We start from the raw sequence: 592 nt of genomic DNA on the forward strand, positions 1-592 counted from the left end.
AGGGGCAAACTGCAGAGCAAGCCGTTCGTTACGCCTTTCATACCGTTGGCCGCGCACTGTGGATCACTACGGTGGTTTTAGTGGCAGGTTTTTCTGTATTGGCAATGTCTAGCTTCAGGCTGAATGCGGATATGGGGCAGCTCAGCGCCATTGTTATCTTCATCGCTTTGGTTGTGGACTTCTTATTCCTCCCACCCTTACTAATGCTATTCGATAAAAAAGCGTACTTACAAGAAGGTCCGTCTGATAACGCGCGTTTGAAAGAGTCGTCTACCATCACGGCAACTCAGTCATAACTCAGAATTAAAAGGAATTGAACCATGAAAAAAATGAACCACGTATTGCAAGTTTTGATGTTGTCGGCTTCGCTAGTTGCATCGCCATTCACTTATGCGAATGAAGATAAAGGGCTAGAAATTGCTCAGGAGCGAAAAGCAAGAGATGAAGGTTGGGGCGACTCTATCGCAACCATGGAGATGATTTTAAAGAACGCACAAGGTGAAAGCAGTAAGCGTCTTATGCGATTGAAATCTCTCGAAGTTGAAGGGGATGGCGACAAAGGGCTGACCATTTTTGACCAGCCTCGGGATGT

Annotated in this window: 1 protein-coding gene and 1 pseudogene; both read left to right on the plus strand. The window is 46.1% G+C overall.

Translation table 11 applies throughout. From position 1 onward, the window contains the following. On the plus strand, positions 1-296 hold a 296-nt coding region (locus R8O10_RS26335), incomplete at its 5' end, for an MMPL family transporter (protein WP_318192114.1). A 57-nt stretch (positions 297-353) separates the two neighbouring features. Further along, positions 354-592, plus strand: a pseudogene (locus R8O10_RS26340) (outer membrane lipoprotein-sorting protein); the annotation flags it as partial.

Origin of the sequence: Vibrio sp. 1727, assembly GCF_033344415.1 — a bacterium.
Lineage (GTDB): Bacteria > Pseudomonadota > Gammaproteobacteria > Enterobacterales > Vibrionaceae > Vibrio > Vibrio alginolyticus.